Source organism: Micromonospora sp. MP36, assembly GCF_008119785.1.
Lineage (GTDB): Bacteria > Actinomycetota > Actinomycetes > Mycobacteriales > Micromonosporaceae > Micromonospora.
Genome location: NZ_VSFA01000256.1, coordinates 1 through 1,331 on the forward strand (window position 1 = coordinate 1; position 1,331 = coordinate 1,331).

General features: G+C 65.4%; 1 protein-coding gene. It reads right to left on the minus strand.

Features of this window, described 5'->3' with window-relative positions:
• Nucleotide 1: 1 nt before the first annotated feature.
• On the minus strand, nucleotides 2-1,249 hold the full coding sequence (locus FXF52_RS41030; protein ID WP_222870964.1) for an IS256 family transposase: 1,248 nt from the start codon (nucleotides 1,247-1,249) through the stop codon (nucleotides 2-4).
• Nucleotides 1,250-1,331: the final 82 nt, after the last annotated feature.

Consider the following 1,331-nt stretch of genomic DNA (forward strand, 5'->3'; position numbering starts at 1 on the left):
GTCAGTGGTTGGCCGGGGTGAGCCGGCCTTCGAAGGCGATCTGGAAGGCGTTCAGTGGTGCTTTCCAGCGCATGGTCCAGCGGCGGCGGCCGGCGCCGGTCGGGTCGAGGCTCATCAACGCCATGTACACGCACTTGAGTGCGGCGGCCTCGTTCGGGAAGTGTCCGCGGGCGCGGACGGCCTTGCGGATGCGGGCGTTCACCGACTCGATCGCGTTCGTGCTGCAGATGACCTTTCGGATCTCGACGTCGAAGGCCAGGAACGGCACGAACTCGGCCCAGGCGTTCTCCCACAGCTTGACGATCGCCGGGTACTTCTTTCCCCAGGTCTCGGCGAACTCGAGGAACCGCTCGGTCGCGGCGTCCTCGGTGGGTGCGGTGTAGACAGGCTTGAGCGCCTTGGCGATCTTGTCCCAATCCTGGCGGGCCGCGTACCTGAACGAGTTGCGCAGGAGGTGAACCACACAGGTTTGGACGATCGTGCGTGGCCACACCGCCGCGACTGCGTCCGGTAGGCCCTTGAGCCCGTCGCACACGAGCATCAAGACGTCCTGGACGCCGCGGTTCTTCAGCTCGGTCAGCACGTGCAGCCAGTGCTTGGCGCCCTCGCCGCCGTCACCGGCCCAGATCCCGAGGATGTCACGATGGCCGTCGACGGTGACCGCCATGACCACGTAGATCGGCCGGTTCGCGACCTGCCCATCCCTGATCTTCACGTTAATTGCATCGATGAACACAACTGGATAGACCGGGTCGAGAGGCCGGTTCTGCCACTCGGCCATGCCGTCCATGACCTTGTCGGTGATGGTGGAGATGGTCTGCTTGGACACCTCGGTGCCGTACACCTCGGCCAGATGGGCGCTGATCTCACCATGCGTGAGGCCCTTGGCCGACAACGACAGGACCATGTCGTCGACCCCGGACAGGCGTCGCTGCCGTTTGCGCACGATCTGCGGTTCGAACGTGCCCGCAGCGTCCCGCGGAACGCGGACCTCGACCGGACCGACATCGGTCAGCACGGTCTTGGTCCGGCTGCCGTTACGGGTGTTCCCGCTACCCCGACCCGCCGAGTCGTGCTTCTCGTAGCCGACGTGGTCGGTGATCTCCCCGTCCAGGGCCGACTCCAGGACCCGCTTGGTCAGCTGCTGCAGCAGCCCACCCTCACCGGTCAGCTTCAGCCCGTCTCCACGAGCCCGATCGACCAACATCGCGATCAACTGCTCATCCGTGACCGCACCCACCGGCTCCATGGCCGGCTGTCCCTCGGTGGTCTCGGTCGTCATCTGGCGTCTCTCCCTTGATCGGTCGATCAGCCGTTAGTTGTACACACCC

Bases quoted from the DNA above. Each gene is read 5' to 3' on its own strand.
- FXF52_RS41030 (WP_222870964.1), bottom strand. From the start codon at position 1,249: ATGGAGCCGGTGGGTGCGGTCACGGATGAGCAGTTGATCGCGATGTTG.